Source organism: Janthinobacterium lividum (assembly GCF_034424625.1).
GTDB lineage: Bacteria > Pseudomonadota > Gammaproteobacteria > Burkholderiales > Burkholderiaceae_D > Janthinobacterium > Janthinobacterium lividum.
Window position 1 is genome coordinate 3,912,197 of sequence record NZ_CP139976.1, and the last position, 23,505, is coordinate 3,935,701.

Sequence of the window (23,505 nt, forward strand, 5' to 3'; positions counted from 1 at the left end):
CATGCGCCCTGCACAGGAGCTCTTTTGCTCGGCTGCAAATCAGGTTACGATCTTGCCACTATAAAACTTGGCGGAGACACCATGAGCGGCCCGAAATACCCCGGTTTCGATACTTTATCCCTGCACGCGGGCGCCGCGCCCGACCCGGCCACGGGCGCGCGCGCCACGCCCATCCATTTCACGTCCTCGTTTGCCTTCAAGAGCTCGGAGCATGCGGCCTCGCTGTTCAATATGGAGCGGGCCGGCCACGTGTATTCGCGCATCTCGAATCCCACCAACGCCGTGCTGGAAGAGCGCATCGCCGCGCTCGAAGGGGGTGTGGCCGGCATCGCCACGGCCAGCGGCCAGGCTGCCATGCACCTTGGTTTATGTACCATCGCCGGCGCGGGATCGCACATCGTCGCTTCGCGCGCCCTGTACGGCGGCTCGCACAACCTGCTGGCCTATACCCTGAAACGCTTCGGCATAGCCACCACCTTTGTCGATCCGCGCGACGTGGACGCCTGGCGCGCCGCCATCCGCCCAGATACAAAAGTGCTGTTTGCGGAAACCCTGGGCAATCCCGGCCTCGACGTGCTGGACATCCCGACCATCGCCGCCCTGGCGCATGAACACCAGTTGCCGCTGATGCTCGATTCGACGTTTACCACGCCGTATCTGCTGCGCCCCTTCGAGCATGGCGCCGACCTGGTGTTCCACTCGGCCACCAAGTTTTTATGCGGCCACGGCACGGCCATCGGCGGCCTGCTCGTCGATGGCGGCACCTTCGACTGGCAAGCGGCGTACGACAGGACGGGCCGTTTCGCCGAATTGTGCGAACCGTATGAAGGCTTCCACGGCATGGTCTTTGCCGAGGAATCGACGGTGGCGCCGTTCGCCCTGCGCGCGCGGCGCGAAGGCTTGCGCGATTTCGGCGCCGTCATGAGCCCGCACAACGCCTTCGCCATCCTGCAGGGCATCGAAACCCTGGGCCTGCGCATGGACCGCCACGTGGCCAACACGCGCAAGGTGATTGACTTCCTGCTGGCCAATCCAGCCGTGGAATCCGTGTCCTACCCCGAGCTGCCGTCGCATCCCGACTACGAACTGGCAAAAACCCTGCTGCCGAAAGGCGCGGGCGGCGTGTTCACCTTCCGCCTGCGCGGCGACCGCGCGGCGGGCCAGCGCTTTGTCGACAGCCTGAAGATCTTCTCGCACCTGGCCAATGTGGGCGACGCCAAGTCGCTCGTCATCCACCCCGCCTCCACCACGCATTTCCGCGTGCCGGACGATCAACTGGAACAGGCCGGCATCACGCAGGGCACCATGCGCCTGTCGGTAGGCCTGGAAGACGCCGATGATTTGATCGAAGACCTGGCCCGTGGCCTGAAACTGTCGCAGAAAGGCGCCTGAGATGCTGTTCACCATCGACCATACCGTCGCCTACTGCTACACGGGCGGCAAACCATACAACCCGGGCCAGCCGACGGCCGTCTTCATCCACGGCGCGCAGAACGACCATTCCGTGTGGGCCCTGCAAACGCGCTATTTTGCCCACCACGGCTGGAACGTGCTGGCCGTCGACTTGCCCGGCCACGGGCGCAGCCTGGGTACGGCCAAGGATAATGTCGCCGACCTGGCGCGCTGGATACTGGCCGTGCTGGACGCTGCCGGCGCGGCCAAGGCCATGCTGATCGGCCACAGCATGGGTTCATTGATCGCGCTGGAAGCGGCGCACCTGGCGCCGGAGCGCGTCAGCCACCTGGCCATGCTGGGTTCCACCTACCCGATGAAGGTCTCGCCGGCGCTGCTGGAAACGTCATTGAGCGATGAACAGGCGGCCATCGACATGGTCAATATCTGGTCGCATTCGTCGATCGCGCAAAAGCCGTCGTTTCCCGGCCCCGGCTTCTATGCGATGGGCGGCGCGCGGCGCTTGAAACAGCGCATCGCCGCCCTCAATCCCGATCACGTGTTTCACACGGATTTTTTTGCCTGCAATGCCTACGCGAACGGCGAAATCGCCGCCGCTTCGGTACACTGCCCGACTTTATTCATTTTCGGCGCGCGCGACATGATGACGCCGCCCAAATCGACCCGGCTGCTGACAGCGGCAATCGCGCATGGCACGGTGGTGCAGGTCGACAGCGGGCACGAATTGATGGCCGAGCAGCCCGACGCCGTGCTCGACGCGCTGTTTGCGTTTGCGCAAAGCACCCCGGCATGACGCCATGCCACGCACACTTTTTAGGATCGATGAATGATGTTGTTGAATACCCTGCTCGATGAATTGACTGGCCGAGGCAGCGGCACGGAAGATGAACGCTACGAACGCTATAAATGGCTGGAACAGCTGCGTTTCACCAACCCGCTGGCGGACGAAGGCGGCCCCATGGCCGGCATTCCGTACTACCAATGGTGCCGGCTGCCGCAGGCGCTGGTCGTGGCGGGCCAGCGCACGGATCTGCTGGTCGGCACCACGAGCGCCCTGTACCTGGTCTTCGAGGGCCGCCACGCGGCAGCCTTCGCGGCCGAACTGGGCCTGCAATACGACGCCAACAACCGCATCGACCGCCCCGGTGGCCTCGACGAGCTGCTCGACGCCTATGAAGAGCAGGCGGACGGCAGCTGGAACACCCTGCCGAATGAACCGCCAACGCCACCGCTGGCCGGCTGGGACGACGTGTACTTCCGCGTGCGCGACCTGAGCGACGGCAGGACCATCCAGAGCGTGACGACCATCGCCTACGAGAGCAGCCGCTTCCCTGGCTACACCCTGCTGGGCACGACCATGGTGGGCGTCGGCGCCATCATCCACGACGACGAAACGGCGCAGCATATGCAGCAAATCTTCGCCGACTGGGCCATCCAGCGCGATTGCGCCGCCACCTGCCCGGCTTCGTCCACGCCCTGGCCCCACACACCGCGCCAGGTGCCACCCTCCCCGTTCGACTTTAACCGCAACCTGGCTTACCTCGACGCCCTGCTGGCCGCCTATGTCCGCGCGCAGGCGCAGGCGGAAAACGACGGTGGCGACGCGGCCTACTGGGCGTGCGCGGCCGCCAGCACGGCTTACCAGGTCTTCTCGCTGCGCTACACGGCAGGCTTGCCTTTGCCTGACGTGGAAACGGCGCTGGAAGCGGCCGTTGCCGCCTGCGAAACGGCGCGCGCGGCCCTGGCCGAGGCCTACGATGACGACGCCTTGCCCGCCTTTGATTTCGAACAATTGACGGACTATGCGCGCACGCTGCAGCTGCTGGGCGCGACCCTGCTGTTCGGCCGCCACGACCTGGCCGCGCGCCTGACCGCCCTGCAAACGGCCTTCGATGGCGAAGATGGCGTGTACGAAGCGCTGTTGTCCGCCATCGATCCGCAGCGTCCCGCCGTCGACGAATGGTATTTCGCCGAGCCCTATTCGGCCCTGTACGAGTGCCTGGACGCGGACGATCCCGCGCAGCAGCTCGAGCACCTGCGGCATTACCTGGCTACCTGGCATGGCGCGCTGGTGCGCGAAGACTGGTTCAACGGCCATTTGCGCGCGCAGGGCCTGGGCGGCTATTACGGCCTGTGGGCCTTCGAGGCCGCCGCCGCGGCAAAGCAGCTGGGGCTCGATCGCGGCGCGCTGGCGCACTGGGTCATGCCGCCGGCGCCCTGACCATCCAACATTTTTAACGAAGAGACATGATCAATACCGCAGCCCTGTTCAGCACCGCCTTTTTGCCCGGCCAGGCCGGTTTCGACACCGACGCCATCACGGGCCTGGCCGAATGGCGGCTGGACACGCCGATGCTGTTCAAGCTGCTCGTCGGCGCCGGCGCGCAAGCCACCGCCTGGCCCATCTACGACGATGGCGAGGACTGCCCCTGCGTGCTGGCCGCGCCAATGGTCCAGGCGCAAGCCAGCTGGCAAGCCTTGTCCGCCCTGATGGACAGGCCGCGCGACGCGGCCGCCATCGTCGCGCGCGGCGCCATCAGCGCCCTGCTGGCGGGCGGCCAGCCGTGGCTGATCCTCGATTGCGTGCAGCTGATCCCGCACGATATCGGCACGCCGGAATACGCGGCCGGGCTCGAGGGCCTGCGCGCCGAGGCGCAAGCCCTGCACCTTGCCCTGCAGCGTGGCGAGCGGGAAGCGCTGGCGCCCCTGCTGGCCGCCGGCGCCGCATCGCCCGCCACCGGCTACTGGTCGGCCACGGCCGTCGCGCAGCTGGCCGATGTCGAGGAACTCGCCGCGGACGAACTGCCTTTCCTGCAAGGACTGGAAGTGGTGGGATGGGAGGAAGACGTGCTGTGCCATGAAGTGAGCGCCGCCGGCGAACCGGACGTCACCGGCCTGGTCACGCCCTATGGCCGCTGGATCGTGCCGCTGTCGCAGCGCTATGTCGACCTGGGCGTTTACTACGCGGACGATGGCTGGATCACCTTTGCCACGGCGGATGCCCCCGATGCGCACGGCGTGCTGGACCTCAACGGCATGGTGCTGCTGCCGCCCGCCCCCGGCGCCCTGTATGTGATTACCCCCCATCTGTTGCAGCAGATCGATGCAGACGGCGCCAGCCGCCTGCTGCGCCTGCCCGATGGCGCGCTGCTCATCGACAGGGTCGACAACATGTGCTTGCGTGAAGACGGCTTGATCGACATCGAACGCCAGACAGACCAGACAGACGATGACGAGAAGCGCAATGTGCACGGCGTGGTCGACAAGACAGGCAAGGTCGTGGTGCCGACTGCCTATAGCTCCGTGCAGGATTTTGGCACGAAAAAGAAGATCGCCATCGTCAGCCAGCGCATCGCCGGGCGCTTCCTGTTTGGCCTGGTCAATAGCCAGGGCGAGCTGCTGGCGCCATGCCAGTATGAGGCCATCGACTGCGCCACCACCTCGTCGCCGCCCAAGCTGCGCAAGAACCTGATCTTCGCCATCGATGCGCAAGGCCTGGCCTGCATGCTGACACTGGATGGAAAACAGGTTTTCACGCCCCTGTATCCGCCCGCCCACCATTTGCGCGGCGTGGCCGTGCAAAGCGATTTTTTATATGTCGTCAAGGATGGCATGGCCTGGAGCATGGATTTCACGGGCCAGTTGCTGGAGCAGTTCGACACCGTGGAGAACTTCAAGGCAGCCATCACGGCGCAACTGAGCGAAGCCATGGGACTGAGCAAAAAGAAACCCGTCAGGCGACGCAGCTTTACGCCGGCACAGATCCTGGCCAAGGCCGACCGCGAGCAGTTGCGCGCCATGGCCGCCCTGCTCTTGCTGGGCGATGCGGAACTGGCCGCACGCTGCGTGGACATCACTTTGGAAGAGCTGGCGGAGGACGACCCCGAAGAAGCATACGAAGGCGACACGCCCGAAGCGGCGTGCTTCTTCCTGCTCTGGTCCACGGCCGCCGATGCGCTGGGCCACGGCACCACCCTGGACTGGAAAGCCGTCGACGAAGTGCCGCGCATCGGCCAGCATATCGAACTGCCCGCGCTACGGGACTTCCGCTGGACGGAGCGGGAAGATGGCGACGCCATGGCCGAAGGCCTGGCCGCCATCGCCGCCCACCTGGCGCCGCATCAGCTGCGCCTGGTGAACGTGCACGGCGGCGAAGACACGTATTACCTGGGCGTGGTGCGCACGGAGGATGCGGAGGCGTTCAGCAAGCTGGCGCTGCAGGCGGCCTTGCGGCCCGTGCTGCTGTGAGTTTTCGGCCCCCGCTGCGCCACGCCACATCAATACAAGGAATCCATGCACGCGAAAAAATTCATCGATAATATCGTCGCATCCAATGCGTCGCTGCTGGCGCTGTATGCGCAGGGGCGACTGGGACAGACCAGTCTTGGCGCCATGCTCGACGAACTGGCATTGGCAGATGGCCAGCGCGAACAAATCCTGGCCTTGATCAAGCTGGCGCTCGATGACGCCACGTACCAGCTGGTGTGCGGCATCGAGGGCAGCGCCTCACTCGGCGACAGCCAGCAGGATTACACGCTGCTCGACGAAGAGGGCAATACGCTGACAGGCGCGCTCGATGCGCTGCTGTACGACCGGCTGGGCACCTGATCGCCCGTCAGGCGCAGCGCACTTCGCCGAAATGCTGCGCCAGGGTCAGGCCCAGCCCCTGCTCCACGGCGTTTTCCACCTGCGCCGCCAGGGCGGCTGCATCGATGGCCGCCTGGATATCGCGTTCATTGGTGGAACCGGCCGGATAGCCGGAGTTCACGCGCATGCCGCCGAAGACGAACAGCCGGTAGACGTCGGCCAGGCTGATGCGGTTGACATTGCCCAGCAAGACCCAGTGGTCGGAACTGTCGGCCACGCGCTTGCCCCACTGTACCCGCACGGCGCCTTCCACGTTGACTCTTCCCACCCAGCCCTGCTGCACCATCTTGTCGAGCAGGGTTTCCATTTCCTCGAAGCCCAGGCGCGTGCTGCGGCGGATCTCGGCCGCGCCCACCAGGGCCGAATCGGCGCAGTGGCAAGCCTGGTGCAGCACTTTCAAAATGGCGACAGCATCGACGAATTCGCTGCCCGGCACCGCTTCGTACCACCAGCGCTCATATTTCACGACGGGCAAGGCAGCCACCAGCAAGGCTCCCACGAGGGTGATCATCCAGCTCAGGTATATCCACACGAGGAACAGCGGCAAGGCGGCCAGTGCGCCGTAGATGCGTGAATAGGTGGGGAATTCCTGGATGAATTCGCCGAAGCCCCGCTTGGCCACCTCGAACGCCAGCGCCGCCAGCAGGCCGCCCCAGGCCGCGTCGCGCCAGTCCACGTCGCGGTTCGGCACGGCGATGTAGAGCAGGGTAAACGCCAGCATGGTCAGGCCGATCGACACCAGGGTATAGAACACGGTGCCGAGGAACGGCACGGCGCCCACCACGCCGCTGGTGGCGATGAAGACGCGCGAGGTCACCGTCAGCGACACGCCCACCAGCAAAGGCCCCAGGGTAACGATGGCCCAGTAGACCAGCAGGCGCTTGGTCCAGCGGCGCTCCTGGCGCACGCGCCAGATGCGGTTGAAGACGCGCTCGATCAAGCCCATCATGCCCACCGACGTGACAATCAGGGCACCGGCGCCGATGGCCGACAGGCGCGTGGCCTTCGAGGCGAACGTCGTCAGGTAGCCGAGGATGGTGTTCGATATGCCCTTGGGCATCACGCTTTGCACGAAATAATCTTCCAGCGCGTGGCGGAAGGTATTGAACAGGGGGAAAGTGGTGAAGATCGCCAGGGCCAGGGTGAGCAGCGGCACCAGCGCGAACACGGTGGCAAACGTCAGGCTGCCAGCCACTTGCGGCAGGCTTTCTTCGCGCACGCGGCGGCGCGCGAACTGCAGCAGGTCGCGCGTTTCGGACCACGTCAGGCCGCGCACGACGGCGAGCCCCATGCTCAAGGTGCGCCACAGGTATTGGAAGATGGGGAATATATATTTTGAAAACATGTGCTAAATCAGAACGGCGCCATGACAGCAGTCGTATCAGGCTGTAAAGCGCCCTATAATACCAATGATGAAGCCAACCAATCTGATTATTCTCGTATTGTTTTATTCACGCCATGGCGCCACGCGCCAGCTGGCCGAGTTGATAGCCCAGGGAGTGGAAAGCGTGCCTGGCTGCGATGCGCGCCTGCGCACCGTGCCCGCCGTCTCCACGGTGGCCGAAGCGACGGCGCCGGAAGTGCCGCCTGATGGCGCTCCTTATGTGGAACTGGAAGACTTGCAGGAATGCGCGGGCCTGGCCCTGGGGTCGCCCACGCGCTTCGGCAACATGGCCGCCGCCATGAAGTATTTCTGGGATGGCACGGCCAGCGACTGGCTGGCCGGCAGCCTGTCCGGCAAGCCCGCCTGCGTGTTCACGTCCACGGGCAGCCTGCACGGCGGCCAGGAATCGACCCTGCTGTCGATGATGATCCCCCTCTTCCACCATGGCATGCTGGTCATGGGCCTGCCCTACACGCATCCCGAGCTGATGACGACGTCCACCGGCGGCTCGCCCTACGGCGCCACGCACTGGTCGGGCATAGACGGCGACAAGGCCTTGAGCGAAGATGAAAAACGCCTGGCCATCGCCCTGGGCCGGCGCCTGGCGGAAAATGCCGCGAAACTGGCAGGCGCATGATGCACGGCGTACTGCACAAGTATTTCCACTGGGGCGCCATCGCCAGCCTCGTCACCCTGATCGTCTGGTGCGTGCTGTGGGAAACCGTGATCGCGCCGCTGCAGCCGGGCGGCTCCTGGGTCGTCCTGAAGGCGGCGCCCCTGCTCATCCCCCTGTACGGCGTCATCAAGCGCGACGTCTACACCCTGCAATGGTCCTCGATGGTGATCCTGCTGTACTTCACGGAAGGCGTGGTGCGCGGCTACAGCGACACGAACGCCACCTCGGCCCTGATGGCCTGGGGCGAGGCGGCCATCGTCTGCATCTATTTTGTCTGCGCCGTGCTGTATCTGCGCCCGTATAAAAAGGCGGCCAAGCGCATGGCCAAAGAGCTTCTGGAAAAAGTGACTAAAGTGAGCATCAAGAAATGAGCGACAAGCCCATGACTGACCAAGCCGACTTCCTCGCCGCCTGCCGCAACCTGCTGGGCGACACCTACGTCCTCACCCAGGACGCCGACACGGCGCCCTTCCTCACCGACTGGCGCGACAGGTTTACCGGCAAGGCCCTGGCCGTGCTGCGCCCCGCCACGGTGGAGCAAGTGGCCGGCGTGCTGCGCGCCTGCGCGCAATGGCAGGTTCCCGTCGTGCCGCAAGGCGGCAACACGGGCCTGGTACTGGGCAGCATACCCGATGCGGCCGGCACGGCCGTCGTGCTGTCGCTGGCGCGCCTGAACAGCATCCGCGCGCTCGATCCCGTCAACCGCACCATTACGGTGGACGCGGGCTGCATTTTGCAAACCATCCAGGAAGCGGCCAGCGCCGCCGGCTGCCTGTTCCCCCTGTCGCTGGCGGCCGAGGGCAGTTGCACCATCGGCGGCAACCTGGCGACGAATGCGGGCGGCACGGCCGTGCTGCGTTACGGCAATACGCGCGAGCTGTGCCTGGGTCTGGAAGTGGTCACGCCGCAGGGCGAAGTCTGGAGCGGCTTGCGCGGTTTGCGCAAGGACAATACCGGCTACGATTTGCGCGACCTGTACATCGGCGCCGAGGGTACTTTGGGCGTGATCACCGGCGCGGTCATGAAGTTGTATCCGCAGCCGAAAGCCTGCATCACGGCGCTGGCCGCCATGCCCTCGCCCGCCCATGCGCTGCGCCTGCTCTCGCTGATGCAGGACCATTGCGGCGCCAGCCTGACGGGTTTTGAATTGATGTCGCAGTATTGTTTGCAGCTGGTGGCGGAGCAGTTCCCGCAGCTGCCGCGCCCATTCGCCGAGGCCCACGGCCAGTATGTGCTGCTCGAACTGTCCAGCAGCCAGTCCGAGGCGCACGCCGTGGAATTGCTGGAAGCGAGCATCGGCGCAGCCCTGGAAAACGAGTTGATCGCCGACGCCGTCGTCGCCAGTTCCGTGGCGCAGTCCGAAGGACTGTGGCAGCTGCGCGAACACATCCCGCTGGCGCAGGCGCAGGCAGGCAAGAACATCAAGCACGATATCTCGCTGCCGATTTCCCGCATCGCCGATTTCATCGGCATCACGGATGCAGCGCTGCAAAGCGCTTTCCCCGGCTGCCAGCTCGTGTGCTTCGGCCACCTGGGCGACGGCAACCTGCATTACAACGTGGCGCCGCCAGCCGGCATGACGGACCAGGATTTCCTGTCCAACCAGGATGCCATCAACCGCATCGTGCACGACCAGGTGCACGGCTTTGGCGGCTCGATTTCGGCCGAACACGGCATCGGCGCCCTGAAAAAGGACGACCTGGCCCGCTACAAGTCGCCGCTGGAACTGCAGCTGATGCGCGCCGTGAAGCAGGCGCTGGACCCGCAGAACATCATGAACCCCGGGAAGATATTGTGAAGCCGTCGCGCATCCTGCTGGTAGCCTTGCTGGCCGGTTCCGCCAGCGCGCAGGACGTCTACAAATGCGTGCAGGATGGCCAGACCAGCTACAGCGCCACGCCGTGCACGGCCGGCCAGCTGCAGATACTGGAAGTCCCCTCGCCCCCGCCTGCCGTCGACAAGGGCGCGGCCACGCGTCAGGAGCGGGTGGCCAGCCAGATGGAAGCGGCGCGCAAGCAGCGCGAGAAGCTGGAAGACCAGGCCCGTGAGCGGGCCGCCAAACAGAAGGACATGCACGAGAAGCATTGCGCCCAGCTGCGACTGGATCAGAAATGGGCGGCGCAGGACGCCGTCGGCGCCGGCGACAAGAACCGCGATGCGGCGCAACTGAAAGCACGGCGCGCCGGCGAACGCCTGGCCGTCGAATGCCTGCATTGATTGCGCCGCTGGCCAGCCCGGCGACGACGCGCCTGCTGTCGCGCTGGCTGCTGCTGGGCGAATGGCGCGCGCATCCCGTGCGCGCCCTCGTCGCCATCCTCGCCATCGCCATCGGCGTGTCACTGGGCTTTGCCATCCATCTGATCAATGCGGCCGCCTTCAATGAATTTTCCACGGCCGTCAAAAGCCTGTCCGGCCAGGCCGACGTGCAGGTGGCCGGGCGCGAAGCGCTGTTCGACGAAGCCATCTACCCGTGGCTGGCGCAGCGCGACGGCGTGGCCGTGGCTTCGCCCGTGCTGGAGCTGCAGGCTACGGTGGCCGGCAAGAAGGACGGCGGCCCGCTGCATGTCCTGGCGCTCGACGTCTTCCGCGCCGGCTTCATCTCGCCCGACCTGATCGGCGCGCCGGCCGAAGGCCAGCCATTCGACACCCTGGCCGACGACGCCCTGTTCTTATCGCCGGCCGCCCTGCGCTGGCTCAATGTGGCCGAAGGCGGACAGGTCGCCCTGCAATCGGGCACGGGCACGGTATCCCTGCGCGTGGCCGGTTCGCTGCAGCGGGCGCGCGCCGGCCAGCGCATCGCCGTGATGGATATCGGCGCGGCGCAGTGGCGCTTCGAAAAAACTGGCAAGCTGTCGCGCATCGATTTGAAACTGCGCCAGGGCGTGAACCGCGACGCCTTCCAGGCGGCTCTTTCCCGCGCGCTGGAAGCGCAATACCCGGGGCGTTTCCAGGTAGGCCAGCCCAATGACGAAAACCAGAATAGCCGCAACAATAACCTCAGCCGCGCCTACCGGGTCAACCTGACGGTGCTGGCCCTCGTCGCCCTGTTTACGGGTGCGTTTCTCGTGTTTTCCACGCAGGCCCTGTCCGTCATCCGCCGCCGCGGCCAGTTTGCGCTGCTGCGCGTGCTGGGCATGGAACGGGGCCAGCTGCTGCGCCAGGTGCTGCTGGAGGGCGCCAGCCTCGGTATCGTCGGTGCTGCGCTGGGCATCGCCGGCGGCTATGCCATGGCGGCCGTGGCCCTGCGCTTCTTCGGCGGCGACCTGGGCGCCGGCTATTTCGCGGGCGTGCAGCCGCAGGTGCAGTTCACGCCCGTCGCCGCCTTCGTCTATTTCGCCCTGGGTCTCGGTGTCGCCTTGCTGGGCTGCGCCGCGCCCGCGCTGGAAGCGGCGCGCGCGGCCCCCGCCATCGCCCTGAAATCGGGCAGCGAGGAAGTCGTGACGACGCGCCTGGCGAAAACCTGGCCCGCGCTGGCATGCCTGTTGCTGGCCGGCGCCTTGACGTTCTTGCCGCCCGTGTTCGAGCTGCCCCTGTTCGGTTATCTGTCCATCGCGCTGCTGCTGATCGGCGCCATCGCCCTGATGCCGCAGCTGGCGGCCGTCGTCTTCCGCTTCCTGCAGCGCGTCTGGCTGCGCACGGAGACCAGCCTGCATGCGCCCGTGCGCAGCCTGACCCTGGCCCGCCTGGCGAACGCCTCGGGCCAGGCCGGCATCGCCCTCGGCGGCGTGCTGTCGAGTTTTAGCCTGATGGTGGCGATGGCCATCATGGTGTCGAGTTTCCGCGTTTCCGTCGACGACTGGCTGCTGCAGATCTTGCCGGCCGACGTGTATGCGCGCACGGCCGCCAGCGGCGGAACGGCCGGCCTGAATCCGCGCGAGCAGGCCAGCATCACCGCCCTGCCCGAGGTGGCCAGGGTGGACTTCCAGCGCGTGCGCTCGCTGTCGCTGGCGCCCGACCGCCCGAATGTGGCGCTGCTGGCGCGTCCCGTCAATCTGGCCGATCCGGGCAAGAGCATGGTGCTGGTGGGCGACACCTTGCCCGTACCGGCAGGCGCGAAACCAGTCTGGCTGTCCGAAGCGGCGGCCGACCTGTATAACGTCAAGCCTGGCCAGCACATAGCCCTGCCGCTGGCGGGCGGCTTGCACACCTTCTTTGTCGCCGGCATCTGGCGCGACTATGCGCGCTCTTCCGGCGCCATCCAGATGCCGCTGGACGACTACCGCGCGCTGACGGGCGACCTCGATGTCAGCGATGCGGCCCTGTGGCTGGCCAAGGACGCCACCGGCGACGCGCTGCAACAGCGCCTGAAAAACCTGCCCTTTGGCGCCAGCCTGGAAGTGTCGAATCCTTCGGCCATCCGCGCCCTGAGCCTGCAGATCTTCGACCGCAGCTTCGCCGTCACGTATTTATTGGAAGCCATCGCCATCGTCATCGGCCTGTTTGGCGTGGCCGCCACGTTTTCCGCGCAGACCCTGGCGCGCGCGCGCGAATTCGGCATGCTGCGCCACGTGGGCGTGACGCGCGGGCAAATCTTGTCCATCCTGGCGCTGGAAGGCGGCGCGCTGACGGCGCTGGGCATCGCCACCGGTTTCATCCTCGGACTGTTGATCAGCTTTGTGCTGGTCTTCATCGTCAATCCGCAATCGTTCCACTGGACCATGCAGCTGCACCTGCCGTGGCCCTTGATCGCCACCGTGGCCGGCGCCCTGCTGACGGCAGCCGCCGCCACGGCGCTGATCGCGGGTCGTCAGGCGCTGTCCGCAGGACCCATCCGCGCCGTCAGGGAGGACTGGTAATGCGCCTTGTTTTCATGTTGTCATTAGCGCTGGCGCTACCTGTGCTGGCCGCGCCGCCCGCCTTTGCCCCCGTCACGCCGCTGCCGGCCGGCCAGACCCTGCGCATGCCGCACGACTTCGGCGCCCATCCCGCGTACAAGACGGAATGGTGGTACGCCACGGGCTGGGTAAAAACCAGCGGCGGCGAACAACTGGGCTACCAGGTGACCTTCTTTCGCAGCGCCACGGCCACCGATGCGGACAACCCCAGCGCATTTGCGCCGAAACAGCTGATCATCGGCCACGCGGCCCTGTCCGACCCGAAAGTAGGCAAGCTGCTGCACGACGAGAAAAGCGCGCGCGAAGGTTTCGGCCTGGCCTACGCCAAGGTGGGCGACACGGACGTCAAACTCGACGACTGGCGCATGCAGCGGCAAGCGGACGGCAGCTACCGGGTCAGCCTGGCGGCGCGCGAATTCAACTTGCAGCTGACCCTGGCCCCCACCCAGCCCGTGCTGCTGCAGGGAGAAGGCGGCTACTCGCGCAAGGGCGCCCGGCCCGCGCAATCGAGCTACTACTACAGCGAACCGCAGCTTGCTACCCGTGGCACGATTGCCCGCGCGGGCGGCAAGCCGGAAGCCGTGACGGGCACCACCTGGCTCGATCACGAGTGGTCCAGCCAGGTGCTTGACGCGGACGCCAGCGGCTGGAACTGGATAGGCGCCAACCTCGATGATGGCGGCGCCCTGATGGCCTTCCAGATCCGCAGCAAGACAGGTGCTAAACTATGGGCACACGCGACATGGCGCGACGCGTCCGGTAAGATGACGCAGTTCGCGCCCGGCGACGTCGATTTCACGCCCACGCAGCTGTGGCGGTCGCCCCGCACGCAAGCCGAATATCCGGTCGCCACCGAGATCCGCACGGGTGCTACGCGCTGGCAGATCAAGCCGCTGCAGGCAGACCAGGAACTCGATTCGCGTCGCTCGACGGGGGCAGTGTACTGGGAAGGCGCCGTGACGGTGGAGCGCGGCGGCCAGCCGGTGGGCCGCGCCTACCTGGAAATGACGGGCTACGTGCAGCCGATGAAGTTATAAGCAGTACAAAATACAGTAAATACTAAGCGAAAAACAATGACAACCAGCACAGAAACAGGCAGTACGAGTACAGCAACCGCCGCAAGCACCGCACCGACTCCCGACACCGGCACCAGCCGCGAACTGAAAAAAGGCAGCCTGGCCGCCTTCAAGGGCTTGATGCCCTTTCTGACGCCGTACCGTAAGCAGTTCTTCCTGGCCGGTATCGCGCTGGTGGTGGCCGCCGCCTCGACCCTCGCCATTCCCGCCGCCTTCAAGCAGATGATCGACCTCGGCTTCGGCGGCGCGGCCGGTTCAAAAAGCATCCAGCACGTCGACCTGGTGTTCCTCGCCCTGTTTGGCGTGGCGTCCATCCTGGCGCTGGCCACGGCGGCGCGCTTCTATACGGTGTCATGGCTGGGCGAGCGCGTCACGGCCGACATCCGCAGCGCCGTGTACCGCCACGTCGTCACGCAAAGCCCCGCATTCTTTGAGACGACGCAGACGGGCGAAGTCCTGTCGCGCATCACCACCGACACGACCCTGATCCAGGCCGTGGTCGGCACCAGCATTTCCATGGCGCTGCGCAATGTGCTGCTGTTCCTGGGCGGCCTGGTAATGCTGTTCGTCACCAGCGCCAAGCTGGCGGGCATCATCATCGGCCTCTTGATCCTTGTCGTCGTGCCCATCATCGTGTTTGGCCGCCGCGTGCGCAAGCTGTCGCGCGATTCGCAGGACCGCATCGCCGACGCGTCGGCCATGGCCGGCGAAATCCTCAACGCCATGCCCACCGTGCAGGCGTTTACGCACGAGAAGATCGAATCGAAACGCTTCGGCGACTCCGTCGAAGGCGCCTTCATGACGGCCATGCGCCGCATCCGCGCCCGCGCTCTGCTCACCATGATCGCCATCCTGCTGGTCTTCGGCACCATCGTATTTGTCTTGTGGCTGGGCGCGCGCGCCGTGCTGGAAGGCTCGATGACGGGCGGCGACCTGGGCCAGTTCATCCTGTACGCGTCCATCGTGGCCGGCGCCATCGGCGCCCTGTCCGAAGTGATGGGCGAAGCGCAGCGCGCCGCCGGCGCCACCGAGCGCCTGCTGGAACTGATGGCCGTGAAATCGGAAATCTTATCGCCGGCCACGCCGCTGCCACTGCCCGCGCGCGCCGCGACTGGCGCCGCCCTGTCGCTGGACGATGTCATGTTCTCGTACCCGTCGCGTCCGGACACCCACGCGCTGGACCACGTCAGCCTCGACATCCGCGCCGGCGAAACCGTGGCCGTCGTGGGTCCGTCGGGCGCCGGCAAGACCACCCTGTTCCAGCTGTTCCTGCGTTTTTATGATCCGCAAAGCGGCAGCATCCGCCTCGATGGCGTGGACATCAAGCAGCTGGACCTGCACACCTTGCGCGACGCCATCGGCATCGTGCCGCAAGATACGGTGATCTTCTCGGCCGACGCCATGGAAAATATCCGCTATGGCCGCGCCGGCGCCAGCGATCAGGAGGTCATCGCCGCCGCGAAGATGGCGGCCGCCCACGAATTCATCGAACGCCTGCCGAACGGCTACAAATCCTTCCTCGGCGAACGGGGCGTGCGCCTGTCCGGCGGCCAGCGCCAGCGCATCGCCATCGCCCGCGCCCTGCTGAAAAACCCGCCGCTGCTGCTGCTCGACGAAGCGACCAGCGCGCTGGACGCGGAATCGGAACGCCTGGTGCAAAAGGCGCTGGAAGCGGCCATGGTGGGCCGCACCACGGTCATCATCGCCCACCGCCTGGCCACCGTGCAGCGGGCCGACCGCATCATCGTCATGGAAGACGGCAAGATCGTCGAGACGGGCACGCACGCGTCGCTGGTGGCAATGAAAGGCATCTATGCCAACCTCGCGGCACTGCAATTTCATCACGCACAAATCAATTAAACAGAACCATCATGAACGCACTTTTCCACGCCAACCTCGGCATCACCGATTTCTGGACCTTTTTATTGGGAACGATCTTCATCGTCATTCTGCCCGGTCCCAATTCCATGTATGTGCTGTCGGTCGCCGCCCAGCGCGGCGTGCGGCCTGCCTATCAGGGCGCCTTCGGCATCTTCGCCGGCGATCTGATATTGATGGTGCTGTCGGCCTGCGGCGTGGCCTCGCTGCTGAAAGCCAGCCCGGCCCTGTTCTACGTGGTGAAATACATCGGCGCGGCCTACCTGGGCTGGATCGGCCTGCAGATGCTGATCGGATGCTGGCGCAAGCTGCGCGCGCCAAGCTCCGTCGACGGCGAAGCGGCAGCGGCGCCAAGCCCCGTCAAGGAAAGCGATCCATTCCGCAAGGCGCTGATCATCAGCCTGATGAACCCGAAGGCGATCCTGTTCTTCATCTCGTTTTTCATCCAGTTCGTCGACCCGGCCTTCCCGAACCCCGTGCTGTCCTTCATCGGCCTGGGCCTGATCTGCCAGGTGATCAGCTTTACCTACTTGACAGCCATCATCTTTGTCGGCGCGCGCCTCGCCGAGACCTTCCGCCGCCGTCGCCGCCTCTCGGCCGGCATGGGCGGCGGCGTGGGCGCCATGTTCATCGGCTTCGGCGCGAAGCTCGCCACGGCCACACTGTAAGGAATGACTGTGAACGAACTTGAGCTGCGCCAGCGCTGCCATACCGTCCTGCCTGGCCATCGCCAGCCCGCCCCAAGCGCCACCTTCGCCGCCATGGCCGCCTGGTGCGACGCCAACCATGTTGCGCACGACACCTATGGCGAAGGCGCGCTGATCGAACAGTTCGAGAACAAGATCGCCAGCCTGCTAGGCTTCGAGGCGGCCGTGTTCTGCATCACGGGCACCATGACGCAAGTGACGGCCCTGCGCCTGGCCTGCCAGGACCGGGGTTCGCCCCTGGTGGCGCTGCATCCCACTTCGCACATCCTGCGCCACGAACGGGGCAACCATGAACTGCTCGAGCACTTCAAGGGCTTGATGCTCGGCGACCCGCACCGCCCGTGGACGGTGGACGACTTGCGCGCCGTGCCCGATGCGCTGGGCGCCGCGCAGGTCGAGCTGCCGATGCGGGAAATCGGCGGCCAGTGTCCATCGTGGGATGAATTGAATGACATCAAGCGGCACTGCCGCGAGCACAACATCCATTTGCACATGGATGGCGCGCGCCTGTGGGAAGCACAAGCCGGTTTCGGCCAATCCCTGCCCGCCATCTGCGATGGCTTTGATTCCGTGTACGTGTCGCTGTACAAGGGCATCGGCGGCCTCGGTGGCGCCATGCTGGCCGGCAGCCGCCCGTTCGTCGAGCGGGCGCGCGAGTGGTTCCGCCGCCAGGGCGGCAATATCGTGCACCGCACGCCGTACGTGGTGGCCGCCGCCATGCAGTTCGACGCGCGCCTGGCCGCCATGCCGCAGTATTTTGCACGCACACAGTGGCTGTACGCGCTGCTGCGCGACTTCCCGTCGATTGCCGTCAATCCCGCCCAGCCGCAAGCCAATATGCTGCACCTGCACCTGCCCGTCTCGCGCGAGCGGGCCATCGCCATCCGCAATCAGCTGGCCGAAGACCACGGCATCTGGCTGTTCGGCCGCGCCAGCCACGCAGCGCTTCCCGGGCACAGCGTGGTGGAATGGTATGTGGGAGATCAGTTGCTGGAACTGCCGGACGACACCGTGCGGCTGGCCCTGACCTTGCTGGATCAGGCCATGCGCAAGGCGCCCGACGCCCGCTGAACGGGCCGCAGACGCGCTAGCTGCACAGCAGCGCCTGCAACTGGCTGGCCTGGCCGGGGTAGCGGCTCATGTCGACGGGCCCGCTGATGCCGCGCACGGCCCCCGTACTCGCGTACTGCCAGAAGGTATAGCTGCTGCTGCCGGCAGGAACGGTGGGGCTGGGCCCGGACGTGTAATGGGCGATCCACAGTGGATGGGCGAGAAACGGCGCAAACGAACCCACGCAGCTGTTCCAGAAACCGGCGACCGTGTAGATGCCGGGCGTGCAGCCCAGCCTGTCGCCGACCTGCTGCAGCCACTGTGCGACGGCGGCCGCATAAGCGGGCTGGTCCAGCCCCGGCTGTTCCACGTCCAGCATGGGCGGCAATTCGCCCTTGACGCTGCCCACCGCATTGCAAAAGTTGGCAACCTGGACCGCTACCGGTTCGGTGGGCGAGAAAAAGTGATACGCGCCGCATAACAGGCCCGCCGCCGTGGCGCCCGCCCGGTTGCGGAGGTAGTCGCTATCGACCACCGTGCCCCCTTCCGTGGCTTTCAGATAGATGAAAGCTGGCGCAGCGCCGCCGTAAGCCACTGTGGGCCAGTCGATGGCGCCGTTGTAGTGCGATACATCGATGCCTTGCAAAAAGTCTGCCATGCCGTGCTCCTGCCAGTGAAAATGAATGACCTTGCCGTGGCTACGCCGGAAATGGGAGCCGCGCGCCCATACCGTAGGTGAACTTGATCAGATAGCTGACGTCGGCGCTTTTCGGCTGCGCATCGGACGGCAAGGGTCCCGCGCCCTGGCCCGGCTCCGCGCGCGCACCGACGCCGCCATCGTGGCCACGCAGGAAACAGCCCCGGTAGTCGGGCAGCTGAAATTGCCCTCCAGAACCGCCATACAGATACCCGAGCGCCGCATACAGCTCTGGATACGACGCGCTGTCGAGCATGCGTCCGTCGCACAGCATCCAGCCCCAGGCTTCGATGGTAGCGCCGGCGGTAGCGCCCGCAAAGGCGATCACCGTGCCGACGGGCGTATCACCAAAGCCAGGCCGCAGGGGAAATTGCGGCGGCGCATGAAATGGAGCGCTCATGACGCCAGCATCCCGCCGCGTGGGGCGCGGGGCCACGGCAATGGATTGGCAGACTCTGCGGGAACGGCCAAGTGTTCCGCTTCTTTACTGTCACTTTGATCGGTATCAAATCGCATGGCTTGCCCTTGTGGTTTTCGTGTCAATAATGGCGTACATCACGCTTTATTATAATGATGAATTAACATTTTCGAAAAGCAAGTTTAATTCTGCATGGCACAAAAAAAAGCGCCCGAAGGCGCTTTTTTCATTTCATGGCGGCCGGGTTGGCCGCCACTACCTGCTTAGAACTTGTAGTTGTAAGCGAGACCGATCAACTGCATGCGGGTCTTGAACAGGCCCTTGGTGGTTTCACCGTTGCCGGTGCAGCCAGGGGTCACCGGCGAGCAGTCATTCTTGTAGTTGACAGTGGCATCCTTGAAGTCGATGAAGCTGTAAGCCAGGTCGAGCGAGGAATTGGCGTTCAGCTTCCAGTTCGCGCCGATCGAGTACTGCATGCGGTCGCTGTCCGGCAGCGCTGGATGACGCAGCTCGGCGCTGCGCACTGGCGCCTGGTCATGCGCGATACCGGCGCGCAGCAGCAGGTTTTCGCTGTACTTGTAGTTGGTGCCCAGCGACACGCGGTAGGTGTTCTTCCACTGCTGGCGGATGCGCTCCGGGCCTTCGGCCGTCGGCGGGAACTGGATGTCCAGGTTCTGCAGGCGCGAAGTGCGCGTCCAGGTAACGTCGCCCATCAGGGCCCAACGATCATCCATCTGATGGAAGGCGTTGACCGACAGGGTTTCCGGCGTGCGCACTTCGACCAGCGCCTTGGAATTGACCTTGTTCGATGCCTTGGCGATGAAGGCATTCACGGCGGCGTTGTCCGACACTTGCGAGAAGTCCCAGATCGTGTCGCCTTTCAGCTTGTGCGAAATCGACGAACGGTAGGAAATGCCGAAACGCGTGCCTTCATTCATCTGGTACAGATAGCCCAGGTTGAAGCCGAAGCCCCAGTCATCGCCATCCATCGAGGCATGGCCATCCTTGGCGCCCTTCAGTGCGGCGCCGGCTGCCTGCGCGGCGGCCAGGCCCTGCGTCTTGGCGATATTGGCCAGGAAGGCTTGCGACGCGGCTGGCGCGTGCTGGGCCAGGAAGGCCACGGAACCCGGTACGTCGACTGCCTGGCCCAGTTCCGCCTTCATGTGTTCAGCGGTGACGCCGAAGCCGAAGGAGTGGTGTTCATTGACCTTGAAGGAAACGGAAGGATTCAGGGCGATGGCTTCGAGCTTGATGTTGGTGATCGCATAGCGGCCGCTCCAGTCATTGCCGTAATCGAGCTTGGCGCCGTATGGCACGAACAGGCCCATGCCGACCGTCCATTGATCATTGACCTTCTTGCTGGCATACAGGGCTGGCGCAAAGACGGCGTCCGGCGCATAGTCCTTGGTCGTGCCGCCCGGCGTGCGGCCGGTGAACGTCCTCGAACCCGTGTCTTCATAGGTAGAATGCGGTACCACCAGGGTGCCGCCGCCCATGAACTGCGTGCCTTCCAGGCGCGACAGGCCGGCCGGGTTGTAGAAAATGGTCGATGCATCGGCCGCTTCGGCGCCGCTGGCATCGGCCGTGCCCTGGGCGGAAACGCTTTGCGAACCGAAACGGTAGCCCGATGCTTGTGCGGTGGAGGAAATGCCGGCAAATGCGGCAACGATCAGGAGGGGCAGATATTTATGTTTCAAGTTAGTCTCTCTTTATTATATGAAATTGTCTTCGGCACACTATCGCGGGCATATCCAGCTGCCCCGTCTTGCACTTTTCTTGCCGCCGTGAACTCCAATTCACTGACGGCATGAGCGAAGCATATAATATTTTTTAGAAAAAAGCGAACGTTCGCTCTTTTTATGAAACGGCGTTGTTTTTCCTGCGCATACGACCTTCTACAGTGCCAGCGCAGGGGCTGGAAGCGGGATCAGAAAGCGCTGGTGCATCAGCGACAGCATCTGTTCCGCGGGCACGGGGCGCGAGATGAAATAGCCCTGCACCTCGTTGCATTGCAGGGTGCGCAGGATGTCGAGCTGCTCGCGCGTCTCCACCCCTTCAGCCACCACGCTCATGCCCAGCGCATGCGCCATCGACAGGATGGCGCGCACGAACACTTCGCCCTGCTCCGAGCGGCCCAGCTCCATGGTGAAGGCGCGGTCGATCTTCAAGCCATCCATGGCGAACTTCTGCAGCTGCGACAGCGAGGAATATCCCGTGCCGAAATCGTCGACCAGCAGGCGCACGCCCAGCGCGCGGATGGCGGACAGCTGCTCCACGGCGCGGTTCTGTTCATCCATCATGGCCGATTCCGTGATTTCCACCTCGATCAGCCGCGCATCGATGCGGTGGCGCGTCAGGGCCGAGGCCAGCACCTGGTGCACGTCGCCGCGGCCGAACTGGCGCGCCGAGACGTTGATGGACACGGGCACCAGTTCCAGTCCGCTGGCTTGCCAGCGCGCCATCTGCAGGCACACCTTTTCGATGACGACTTCGCCCAGCTGCGAAATCAGGCCGCTGCTCTCGGCCACGGGAATGAATTCCAGCGGCGGCACCATGCCATGCTGCGGATGGTGCCAGCGCACCAGCGCCTCCATGCTGCACAGCTGCCCGCTCATGGCGTCGACTCGCGGCTGGTAGACGACGAGGAACTGGTCCTGCTCCAGCGCCGCCACCAGGCTTTGCTCCAGTTCGCGGCGGTTGCGGATGGTTTCAAACAGTTCCGGCTGGAAGAAACGGTGATGGCCCTTGCCCGCCACCTTGACGGCATACATGGCGATATCGGCGTTCTTCAGCAGCACTTCCGTCTCGGCGCCATCGCGCGGATACAGGCTGATGCCGATCGACGCACCCATCTTGTGGCGCTCGCTGCCCAGGTAAAACGGTTCATCGAAGGCGATGGCGATGCGCTGCGCCACCTGCTCGGCGCGGCTGTCGTCCTCCACCGGGTCGAGCACGACGACGAATTCGTCGCCGCCCAGGCGCACCACGTGATCGCCGGGCCGCAGCACGGCCTTCAGGCGCAGCGAGGCGGCGCGCAGCACCTTGTCGCCCTCGGCGTGGCCCTGCGTGTCGTTGATATCCTTGAAGCCGTCCAGGTCGATGAACAGCAGCGCCAGCATGTGCCGCGCGATGGCGGCGCGGCCCAGGGCCCCGGGCAGAAATTGCTGCAGCCAGTAGCGGTTGGGCAAGCCCGTCAAGCCATCTTCATTGGCCAGGCGGCGCAGGTCGCGCTCGTGCTCCTTGGCCGTGCTGATGTCTTGCAGCGTGACGGCCAGGCGGTCGCCACTGCGCACCAGGCGCCGGCGTATCCAGCGCAGCTTGAAGGGGTTGCCTTCCGGCAACTCGATCTCTTCCTCGGAAAAGCCGGACACCATGGCGGCCCGGTAATTATGGATCAGGTCGCGGAAATACGGCTCGTGGGCGCGCGATTGCAGGCGCATGCCCAGCAACTGTTCGCGGCGCACGCCAAAGTAGCCGGCGCCCGGCTCGTTGCAGTCGACGATCTCGAAATCGAGGATGCTGCCATCCGCGCCGCGCAGGGCGGCAATGATATAGAAGCCGTCGCTCGTGCCTTCGGTGGCCATGCGGTAGGCATTGCGCACGCCTTCGGACTGGTGGTGGCGCCACGCCAGGCGCAGCGACAGCACGGTGGCGACGGCGGCAAAGGCCAGCAGCAGCAAGGTGACGGCAAAGGCGATGCCGATATATATCGTGCGCGTTTCCTCGTAGGGATGCAGCATTTCACCGTCCGACAGTCCGACCACGGCCGTAAACGGATAGGCTTTCAGCGCCTGCCAGCCCACGTAGCGGCTTTGCTGGTCGGAAAAAGCGATCCTGCCGCCCGAATGCAGGGCGCCGCTCTCCGTTTCCAGGAAACTCGTGTCGAGAAACGGCGCGCCCTCGCCGCTCGGGGTCGGCAACACGCGCGAGCCAAGGCGCGTGCTGAACAGTTCACCCTCCTCGCCCACCATGGCCGACATGCCGAACTTGCCAAAACTGACGCTGTTGTAGAATTCGGAAAAATAGCTGGAATGGATGGAGATCAGCAGCACGCCGTCAAAATTGCCATCCTCGTCTTCCAGCCGGCGCGTGAAATGCACGAGGCTTTCATCGGCGCCCGGCACCGCCGCCTCGCTGGCCGCATTGGCCCTCCCCAGCGCGATGCGCAGCGCACTGGAATTGCTGCGCCAGTGGCGCAGCAGGAAATCGCTGCGCTCGTTGACCCGCAGGCGCTGCAGCGGCGCCGTGGCCGTCACGGCGTGGCCCTTGCGGTCGAGGATGGCGACGATGGCAAATTGCGGCAAGGCATACATGCCCTGCGTCTTCAATTGGTCGAGACGCAGCTGGCCGCGCGAATTTTCCCACTCGTATTTGAGCTGCAAGGTCAGCTGGTCCATCTGCTCCAGGGTGCGCAGCAGATACTGGCCATACGCTTTCGACAAGGAAGACACGCTGTCGAGCGCCTGCTGCTGCGCCACCTTCTTTTCCGCCTCCAGCTGCAGCAAGGTGGCCGTCCACAGCACGGCGCACAGGATCAGTCCCAGCAAGGGCCAGGCCAGGATCAGGCGCAGGTTGGCCTTGAGAAAATCGGCCCTGCTCATCTCCACCACGGCGGCGTTATTATTATTTACAAATTGTCGCAAGAACATGGTGCAGCATCTGCCGTTTCTGTGTATTTCTTCAAGGACACACAAATTACCACAGAGTCATGTTTGCAGGTAAGA

General features: G+C 64.9%; 19 protein-coding genes. 14 read left to right on the forward strand and 5 right to left on the reverse strand.

Translation table 11 applies throughout. The features are described from left to right. Positions 1 to 81: 81 nt before the first annotated feature. The 5 genes from U0004_RS17745 to U0004_RS17765 are packed head-to-tail and all read left to right on the forward strand — an operon-like array spanning position 82 to position 6,021. Entirely contained in the window at positions 82 to 1,392 is a 1,311-nt protein-coding gene (locus tag U0004_RS17745; RefSeq protein ID WP_070255847.1) for an O-acetylhomoserine aminocarboxypropyltransferase, read from the forward strand. 1 nt (position 1,393) lies between these two features. Continuing rightward, positions 1,394 to 2,206 carry an alpha/beta fold hydrolase gene (locus tag U0004_RS17750; protein ID WP_070255842.1) on the forward strand — a complete coding sequence of 271 codons (813 nt, stop codon included), beginning with the start codon at positions 1,394 to 1,396 and terminating at the stop codon, positions 2,204 to 2,206. Between the two features lie 33 nt (positions 2,207 to 2,239). Continuing rightward, positions 2,240 to 3,634: a PoNe immunity protein domain-containing protein gene (locus U0004_RS17755; protein WP_070255839.1), complete on the forward strand. Its 1,395-nt coding sequence runs from the start codon at positions 2,240 to 2,242 to the stop codon at positions 3,632 to 3,634. Between the two features lie 26 nt (positions 3,635 to 3,660). Further along, positions 3,661 to 5,661, forward strand: coding sequence for a DUF6630 family protein (locus U0004_RS17760; RefSeq protein ID WP_070255836.1), 2,001 nt, complete (start codon positions 3,661 to 3,663; stop codon positions 5,659 to 5,661). A gap of 45 nt (positions 5,662 to 5,706) precedes the next feature. Then, positions 5,707 to 6,021, forward strand: coding sequence for a hypothetical protein (locus U0004_RS17765; RefSeq protein ID WP_070255834.1), 315 nt, complete (start codon positions 5,707 to 5,709; stop codon positions 6,019 to 6,021). A gap of 7 nt (positions 6,022 to 6,028) precedes the next feature. Here the strand turns inward: U0004_RS17765 and U0004_RS17770 are convergent, their stop codons facing one another. Next, positions 6,029 to 7,405, reverse strand: a complete 1,377-nt coding sequence (locus tag U0004_RS17770) for a YihY family inner membrane protein (protein ID WP_230521325.1) — start codon at positions 7,403 to 7,405, stop codon at positions 6,029 to 6,031. A gap of 67 nt (positions 7,406 to 7,472) precedes the next feature. On the opposite strand from U0004_RS17770, the gene wrbA reads away from it, so the two are divergent. The 9 genes from wrbA to U0004_RS17815 are packed head-to-tail and all read left to right on the forward strand — an operon-like array spanning position 7,473 to position 17,687. Beyond that, on the forward strand, positions 7,473 to 8,081 hold the full coding sequence (wrbA, locus tag U0004_RS17775) for an NAD(P)H:quinone oxidoreductase (RefSeq protein WP_070255883.1): 609 nt from the start codon (positions 7,473 to 7,475) through the stop codon (positions 8,079 to 8,081). Next, positions 8,081 to 8,491 (forward strand): DUF2069 domain-containing protein, encoded by a 411-nt coding sequence (locus tag U0004_RS17780; RefSeq protein ID WP_070255885.1) that lies wholly within the window; start codon positions 8,081 to 8,083, stop codon positions 8,489 to 8,491. Before wrbA ends, U0004_RS17780 begins: the two co-directional genes overlap by 1 nt. A gap of 11 nt (positions 8,492 to 8,502) precedes the next feature. Then, positions 8,503 to 9,918: an FAD-binding oxidoreductase gene (locus U0004_RS17785; protein ID WP_070255888.1), complete on the forward strand. Its 1,416-nt coding sequence runs from the start codon at positions 8,503 to 8,505 to the stop codon at positions 9,916 to 9,918. Further along, a complete protein-coding gene (locus tag U0004_RS17790) occupies positions 9,915 to 10,337 on the forward strand; it encodes a DUF4124 domain-containing protein (protein ID WP_167468671.1) in 423 nt (140 codons plus the stop codon). Before U0004_RS17785 ends, U0004_RS17790 begins: the two co-directional genes overlap by 4 nt. Next, a complete protein-coding gene (locus U0004_RS17795; protein WP_070255832.1) occupies positions 10,325 to 12,916 on the forward strand; it encodes an FtsX-like permease family protein in 2,592 nt (863 codons plus the stop codon). The genes U0004_RS17790 and U0004_RS17795 overlap by 13 nt, the downstream gene beginning before the upstream one ends. Further along, positions 12,916 to 13,992 (forward strand): lipocalin-like domain-containing protein, encoded by a 1,077-nt coding sequence (locus tag U0004_RS17800; RefSeq protein WP_070255830.1) that lies wholly within the window; start codon positions 12,916 to 12,918, stop codon positions 13,990 to 13,992. Before U0004_RS17795 ends, U0004_RS17800 begins: the two co-directional genes overlap by 1 nt. Before the next feature lie 36 nt (positions 13,993 to 14,028). Continuing rightward, a complete protein-coding gene (locus tag U0004_RS17805) occupies positions 14,029 to 15,891 on the forward strand; it encodes an ABC transporter transmembrane domain-containing protein (protein ID WP_070255828.1) in 1,863 nt (620 codons plus the stop codon). Positions 15,892 to 15,902: 11 nt separating this feature from the next. After that, the gene (gene leuE, locus U0004_RS17810) at positions 15,903 to 16,577 is read left to right on the forward strand and encodes a leucine efflux protein LeuE (protein WP_070280722.1); all 675 of its coding nucleotides are present in this window, start codon (positions 15,903 to 15,905) and stop codon (positions 16,575 to 16,577) included. A 9-nt stretch (positions 16,578 to 16,586) separates the two neighbouring features. Then, on the forward strand, positions 16,587 to 17,687 hold the full coding sequence (locus U0004_RS17815) for a threonine aldolase family protein (protein WP_070254231.1): 1,101 nt from the start codon (positions 16,587 to 16,589) through the stop codon (positions 17,685 to 17,687). Positions 17,688 to 17,703: 16 nt separating this feature from the next. Here the strand turns inward: U0004_RS17815 and U0004_RS17820 are convergent, their stop codons facing one another. From U0004_RS17820 to U0004_RS17835, 4 genes are all read right to left on the reverse strand, one after another. After that, positions 17,704 to 18,324 carry a glycoside hydrolase family 25 protein gene (locus U0004_RS17820; protein WP_070254230.1) on the reverse strand — a complete coding sequence of 207 codons (621 nt, stop codon included), beginning with the start codon at positions 18,322 to 18,324 and terminating at the stop codon, positions 17,704 to 17,706. 40 nt (positions 18,325 to 18,364) lie between these two features. After that, positions 18,365 to 18,763: a phage tail protein gene (locus U0004_RS17825; RefSeq protein WP_070254229.1), complete on the reverse strand. Its 399-nt coding sequence runs from the start codon at positions 18,761 to 18,763 to the stop codon at positions 18,365 to 18,367. A 281-nt stretch (positions 18,764 to 19,044) separates the two neighbouring features. Continuing rightward, positions 19,045 to 20,478 (reverse strand): OmpP1/FadL family transporter, encoded by a 1,434-nt coding sequence (locus U0004_RS17830; protein ID WP_034784427.1) that lies wholly within the window; start codon positions 20,476 to 20,478, stop codon positions 19,045 to 19,047. A 198-nt stretch (positions 20,479 to 20,676) separates the two neighbouring features. Beyond that, positions 20,677 to 23,430 carry a bifunctional diguanylate cyclase/phosphodiesterase gene (locus U0004_RS17835; RefSeq protein ID WP_081345475.1) on the reverse strand — a complete coding sequence of 918 codons (2,754 nt, stop codon included), beginning with the start codon at positions 23,428 to 23,430 and terminating at the stop codon, positions 20,677 to 20,679. Between the last annotated feature and the right edge of the window lie 75 nt (positions 23,431 to 23,505).

Coding starts and splice junctions, on each gene's coding strand:
- U0004_RS17745 (WP_070255847.1), top strand. CDS start 82: ATGAGCGGCCCGAAATACCCCGGTTTCGATACTTTATCCCTGCACGCG.
- U0004_RS17755 (WP_070255839.1), top strand. CDS start 2,240: ATGATGTTGTTGAATACCCTGCTCGATGAATTGACTGGCCGAGGCAGC.
- U0004_RS17835 (WP_081345475.1), bottom strand. CDS start 23,430: ATGTTCTTGCGACAATTTGTAAATAATAATAACGCCGCCGTGGTGGAG.
- U0004_RS17765 (WP_070255834.1), top strand. CDS start 5,707: ATGCACGCGAAAAAATTCATCGATAATATCGTCGCATCCAATGCGTCG.
- U0004_RS17800 (WP_070255830.1), top strand. CDS start 12,916: ATGCGCCTTGTTTTCATGTTGTCATTAGCGCTGGCGCTACCTGTGCTG.
- wrbA (WP_070255883.1), top strand. CDS start 7,473: ATGAAGCCAACCAATCTGATTATTCTCGTATTGTTTTATTCACGCCAT.
- U0004_RS17795 (WP_070255832.1), top strand. CDS start 10,325: ATGCCTGCATTGATTGCGCCGCTGGCCAGCCCGGCGACGACGCGCCTG.
- U0004_RS17785 (WP_070255888.1), top strand. CDS start 8,503: ATGACTGACCAAGCCGACTTCCTCGCCGCCTGCCGCAACCTGCTGGGC.
- U0004_RS17820 (WP_070254230.1), bottom strand. CDS start 18,324: ATGGCAGACTTTTTGCAAGGCATCGATGTATCGCACTACAACGGCGCC.
- U0004_RS17825 (WP_070254229.1), bottom strand. CDS start 18,763: ATGAGCGCTCCATTTCATGCGCCGCCGCAATTTCCCCTGCGGCCTGGC.
- U0004_RS17805 (WP_070255828.1), top strand. CDS start 14,029: ATGACAACCAGCACAGAAACAGGCAGTACGAGTACAGCAACCGCCGCA.
- U0004_RS17760 (WP_070255836.1), top strand. CDS start 3,661: ATGATCAATACCGCAGCCCTGTTCAGCACCGCCTTTTTGCCCGGCCAG.
- U0004_RS17750 (WP_070255842.1), top strand. CDS start 1,394: ATGCTGTTCACCATCGACCATACCGTCGCCTACTGCTACACGGGCGGC.
- leuE (WP_070280722.1), top strand. CDS start 15,903: ATGAACGCACTTTTCCACGCCAACCTCGGCATCACCGATTTCTGGACC.
- U0004_RS17770 (WP_230521325.1), bottom strand. CDS start 7,405: ATGTTTTCAAAATATATATTCCCCATCTTCCAATACCTGTGGCGCACC.
- U0004_RS17780 (WP_070255885.1), top strand. CDS start 8,081: ATGCACGGCGTACTGCACAAGTATTTCCACTGGGGCGCCATCGCCAGC.